Here is a 5,298-nt window from a genome sequence, read left to right as displayed (position 1 = left end):
CGAGGCCTACGACCGCGACGTCGTCGGCCGCCGCCCCTACGGCGGCATCGAGTCCCACCGACTCGTCGCGTCGGGGCCGGTCGCGGTGGCGGGCCGCGCCGGGTACTTCGTGCGCTGGCGCGTCAGAACGGCCGACGGGCCCGGCGGTTACGTCCAGTCCCTCGCCTTCCAGTCCAGCGTCGGCACCGAGTCGCCGGTCATCGTGCGCTACGTCTTCGACGCGGGCGAGGACGGCCCGCCGCTGGCCGACATGGACCGGATCACCAAGGGGATCCGGGCGATCGGAGACGAGGCCGGCGGTGGCGGCGTGGGCAGCAGCGTCGGCCCGTCGAACTGACCCCTCACAAGAAGGTGCGGCCCTCACCCCGGTACGTCGGAACCGTCGCCGTCACCCGGTCGCCCTCGACCAGATGCAGCGCGTCGAACCGCTCGCACAGCTCACCGGCCTTGGCGTGCCGGAACCACACCTTGTCGCCGATCAGCAGATCGTCCGCGGGGGAACCGAGCAGCGGGGTCTGCACCTCGCCGGCCCCCTCCTGGGGGTCGTACCGCAGCCCCTCCGGCAGATACGGCACCGGCAGCCGGTCCGCCCCGGCGGCGCCGGAGGCCGGATAACCGCCGCCGAGCACGGTCACGGCCCCCACTCCGGGCCGGCGCACCACCGGCTGCGCGAACAGCGCCGCCGGACGCCCGGTGAAGGACGTGTAGTTGTCGAACAGCCGCGGTACGTACAGCCCCGACCCCGCCCCGATCTCGGTGACCGCGTCCTCCGCCGCCGTGTGCTGCACACTGCCCGTGCCGCCGCCGTTGACGAACTCCAGCCCCGGCACCACGGCCCGCACCGCGCGCACCACCGCGGCGCGCCGTTCGGCGAGTTCCCGGCGGGCGGTGGCCTGCATCAACCGCACGGCACGCGAGCGCAGCGGCCGTCCGGCGACCGCATCCCCGACACCGGCGATGTGCCCCTCGTACGCCATGATCCCCACGACCTCGAACCCCGGCCGCCGGGCCACCGCCCGGGCCAGATCGGCGACCTGGGCGGGCGAGTGCAGCGGCGAGCGGCGGGCCCCGACGCGCACCCGCCCGCCGAGCAGCTTCAGCGAGGTGTCCAACTCCAGGCAGACGCGCACGACTTCACGGCCGCCGTCGCGCGCCTGGTCGATCAGGGTCAGCTGGGCGGGGTCGTCGATCATCACCGTGACCGCGGTGGCCAGCTTGGGATCGGCGGCCAGTTCGGCGAATCCGGCGTGGTCGGCCGACGGGTAGGCGAGCAGAATATCGTCGAACCCCGACCGTGCCAGCCACAGGGACTCGGCCAGGGTGAACGACATGATGCCCGCGAAACCGTCCTTCGCGAGGACGCGTTCGAGCAGGGCACGGCAGCGGACGGACTTGCTGGCGACACGGATCGGCTTCCCGCCCGCCCGGCGGACCAGGTCGTCCGCGTTGGCGTCGAAGGCGTCCAGGTCCACGATCGCGAGAGGGGCGTCGAGATGGGCGGTGGCCCGGTCGTAACGGGCCCGGTCGGCGGCGCGCGCAGTCATGAACGAAGCCTGCCAGACAGGATTACCGCAGGGTAGGGGGATGTTCCGGGCAGATCCCCCGGGCTCGTGGACTGGTTCCCGTTCGACCGGGGGCAACCCGTAGAGTGACGCGCACGCACGGAGGAACGACTCTGCGCGCCACTCGCGCCGGATGCCGGTCCGCCGGTGCGGGTATGCGTGCGAATTGACGACGACGGCCCGCGTACGAGGACACGGGACCGGGCACGAGGAAACGGGGGGTGCATGAGCACGGAAGCGCGGCACGCGCCCATCCCTCCTCGCCCGGCCACACCTCCCCGTCCGCCCCACCCGCCGACGCCCGGGGACGAGCCCGACCCTACGGCGCCTTCCGAACGCCGCACCGATCCGCCGACGCCCACAACGGCGGCCGGCGACCCCCCGCCACCCCGCAACGGCAGCGACACCGGCCGCACCACCTTCCCGAACCTGCGCGCTCCGTCCCGGACAGACACCGGCTCCTTCACTCCACCCCCGCCCCCCGCATCCGCCCGCTTCCCGGACGCACCACCGCCGACCCGGGGTGAGGGCGGTGGAACGACCACGCAGGGAGTCGTGCCGCCGCGTCCAGGTGATCGGCCGAGTGCGCCTGCGCGTCCCGAGAGGTCGGCGGATTCGAGCAACCGCCCCACCGTGCCCGCACACCCCGGAGCCGCCCCCGACTCGGCCGCCCCGAGCAGCGTGCCGCCCCGGCCGATCCGTCGGCCCGTGCCGCCGCGGCCGGTCGGTGTGCCCGCCGAGGCGCCCTCGGAGACGACGAGGCGTCTGCGCCCGATCCCTGCGGACCCGGTCCCGGTCCCGGTACGGGAGCGGCGGCACGGTTCGCCCACGTCATCCGCACCGGAAAACGCCACCCCCGTCTCCCCGAACCCCGCGTTCTCCTGGAGTACCCAGTCGGTGCCCCAGCGGCCGGTCGTCACGCTCGGGGAGCCCGAGGGGTACGACGAGTCGGCGCGGCCGCGGCCGTTCGGCGTGCGGGTACGGGGGCGTACCGTGGCGGTCGCCGCCTGTGTCGTGCTCGGGCTGGGGCTCATCGGGGGCGCCGTGACAGGGAGTTGGCTGATCGGGGACTCGGGGGAGGCCGGGGAACGCGGGGCCTTCGCGGCGGCCGGGAGCCTGTGGCACAGCGTGCCGGTGGATCAGCTGTTCCCGCCCACCGTGCAGGGGCGCGGCGCCGGCCCCGGTGGCGCCGACCGCGTCTGGACCCGTATCGCCGTCGCCCCGGACAGCGGCTGCGCGGACGCCTTCGACCCCCTGCTGCGCAGGGCACTCGCCCCGGTCGGCTGCCAGCGCCTGCTGCGCGCCACCTACACCGACGCCACCCAGAGCTACGTCACCACCGTCGGCCTGCTCTTCACCAAGGCCGACGGCGCCGCCATGCGCTCCCTGGACGCCCGCTTCGAGGACGAGCGCCTGGACCGCCGCAGCGACCTGATGCCCCGCCCGTACGCCGCGAAGGGCACGGTCGCCGCCGGCTTCGGCGCCGAGCAGCGTGCCTCGTGGACCGTCTCCGTCCTCACCGACGCCCCCGTCGTCGTCTACGCCGTCTCCGGCTGGGCCGACGCCCGCACGGTCGACGAACCGCAGCCCGCCGCGGAGGCGATGCGCTCCGGCGCCACCAGCGCCCCCGCCCAGGCGGGCCTCGGCCACGAGGCCAAGGGCCTCGCCGACCGCGTCGAGCGCAGCCTGCGCAAGTCCGTCACCTCGTCCACGGAACAGCCCTCATGAAGCCCGTCGCAGCCGCGCACAGGGCCGGCCTCGTGGGCGTCCTCGTCGCCGCCTCGGTCGCCCTCGTCCCGCCCACCGCCGCACACGCCGACGGCATCCGCGCCGAGCAGTGGGCGCTGGACGCCATGCACACCGCGGAGGCCTGGCAGACCACCAAGGGCGAGGGCATCACCGTCGCCGTCCTCGACACGGGCGTCGATGCCGACCACCCCGACCTGTCCGGCAACGTGCTGCCCGCCAAGGACATGGTCGGCTTCGGAGCCACGCAGGGGGAGCGTGCCTGGGCCCGGCACGGCACCGCGATGGCCGGGATCATCGCCGGTCACGGCCATGGCGCCGGCAACACCGACGGCGTCCTCGGCATCGCGCCCGAGGCGAAGATCCTCCCCGTCCGCGTGATCCTCGAAGACGGCGACCCGGCCCGGGCCAAGGCCCGGAAGACCCGCGGCAACGCCCTCGCGGACGGCATCCGCTGGGCCGCCGACCACGGCGCCGACGTCATCAACCTCTCCCTCGGCGACGACTCCGCCTCCGCCCACCCCGAACCCGCCGAGGACGAGGCCGTCCAGTACGCCCTGAAGAAGGGCTCCGTCGTCGTCGCCTCGGCCGGCAACGGCGGCGAGAAGGGCGACCACATCTCCTACCCGGCCGCCTACCCGGGCGTCATCGCCGCGACCGCCGTCGACAAGTTCGGCACCCGCGCCTCCTTCTCCACCCGCCGCTGGTACGCCACCGTCAGCGCCCCGGGCGTCGACGTCGTCATCGCCGACCCCGACCGCAGGTACTACGAGGGCTGGGGCACCAGCGCGGCCGCCGCCTTCGTCTCCGGCGCCGTCGCCCTCGTCAAGTCGGCCCACCCGGGCCTGACCCCGGCCCAGATCAAGCGGCTCCTCCAGGACACGGCCCGCAACGCCCCGGCCGACGGCCGCGACGACTCCCGCGGCTTCGGCTTCGTCGATCCGGCCGCCGCCATCGAGGAGGCCGGCCGGCTGAAGCCGGAGGGACTGCAGTCCGCGGCGTACGGCGACAAGTACTTCGGCTCCGGCCCGGACACGGCGGATTCCGACGACGACGCCACGAGCTGGGCCGCCCCGCTGGCCGGCGGCGCCGGCGGCGTGCTGCTGATCACGGCGGTCGTCCTGTGGCGCGGCCGCCGCAGGTACGGCCTGACGCGCTAACCAGCGGCGGCAGCGGACGACGTCGGCAGGGAAGTCCGGGCGAACACCGACACCGCCGCTCGCGCTGCCGCCTCGACCAGTGCGATCCCCTTCTCCTTGGTCGAGTTGCCGTCCGACAGCACCGCCACCAGGTAGTCACGGCCGTCGACCGTCACCCGCCCGATGCTGTTGACGTCCCACAGGCCCGTTGCGGTCCGCGGCAGCCAGCCGTTCTTCAGGGCCCACGCCGTATCGTCCCCGGCGGCCGACACACCCCACTGCTGACCGGCGGCGATCTGCCCCATCAGCTCCCGGAGATACGACCGCGAGGCCGCGTTCAGCTCCGATTCCTCCCCGAACACCTGCTGGAGCAGGGCGAGTTGGTCGACAGCCGTGGTCTGGGTCAGGCCCCACAGCATGCCGTCCCCGCCCTCGGTGCCGGTCAGTCCGAACCGCTCGTTCGCGGCGTCCAGTCCCTCCGCCTTGCCGATCGTCCGCCACAGGGCCGACGCGGAGTCGTTGTCGCTGTACTCGATCATCGCCGTGGCGTACGACTTCTCCGCCGCCGTCAGCTGCCGCCCCGCATCCTGCGTCTGCAACAGCAGCGTCGCCAGGATGTCCACCTTGACGATGCTCGCGGTGTCGAAGGTGCCTTCCCCGTACGAGGCACTCTCCCCGGAGTCCACGTCCAGCACCGCCACCGACACGTCCGCGCCGTCCTCGACCGGCAGGCCCGGCATGGCCTCGGCCAGCAGCGCGTCACGATCCACCGTCGGCTGCGCCAAAGGTTCCACCGATGCCTCCCCGTTGTCCGACGCCGAGGCGCTGCCCGACGCCGAGGCCGACGGTGT

Annotated in this window: 4 protein-coding genes and 1 pseudogene; 3 read left to right on the top strand and 2 right to left on the bottom strand. The window is 74.1% G+C overall.

What is annotated here, in order from left to right; genetic code table 11:
• A pseudogene (locus ACTWQJ_RS45895) lies at positions 1 to 337 on the top strand (hypothetical protein); the annotation flags it as partial.
• Between the two features lie 4 nt (positions 338 to 341).
• On the opposite strand, the gene ACTWQJ_RS45890 reads toward ACTWQJ_RS45895, so the two are convergent.
• A complete protein-coding gene (locus tag ACTWQJ_RS45890; protein ID WP_443312323.1) occupies positions 342 to 1,544 on the bottom strand; it encodes an amino acid deaminase/aldolase in 1,203 nt (400 codons plus the stop codon).
• A gap of 651 nt (positions 1,545 to 2,195) precedes the next feature.
• Between ACTWQJ_RS45890 and ACTWQJ_RS45885 the strand changes: the two genes are divergently transcribed.
• Together ACTWQJ_RS45885 and mycP are read left to right on the top strand one after the other, a co-directional pair.
• The gene (locus ACTWQJ_RS45885; protein WP_443312322.1) at positions 2,196 to 3,290 is read left to right on the top strand and encodes a hypothetical protein; all 1,095 of its coding nucleotides are present in this window, start codon (positions 2,196 to 2,198) and stop codon (positions 3,288 to 3,290) included.
• A complete protein-coding gene (mycP, locus tag ACTWQJ_RS45880; protein WP_443312321.1) occupies positions 3,287 to 4,468 on the top strand; it encodes a type VII secretion-associated serine protease mycosin in 1,182 nt (393 codons plus the stop codon). Before ACTWQJ_RS45885 ends, mycP begins: the two co-directional genes overlap by 4 nt.
• On the opposite strand, the gene ACTWQJ_RS45875 is transcribed toward mycP, so the two are convergent.
• A partial coding sequence (locus ACTWQJ_RS45875; RefSeq protein ID WP_443312320.1) for a serine hydrolase occupies positions 4,465 to 5,298 on the bottom strand: 834 nt, incomplete at its 5' end. The two genes, mycP and ACTWQJ_RS45875, sit on opposite strands and share 4 nt — an antisense overlap.

The sequence above is a fragment of the Streptomyces sp. KR55 genome (assembly GCF_052245645.1).
Lineage (GTDB): Bacteria > Actinomycetota > Actinomycetes > Streptomycetales > Streptomycetaceae > Streptomyces > Streptomyces flavusporus.
This window is presented reverse-complemented; position numbering and strand designations above follow the sequence as displayed.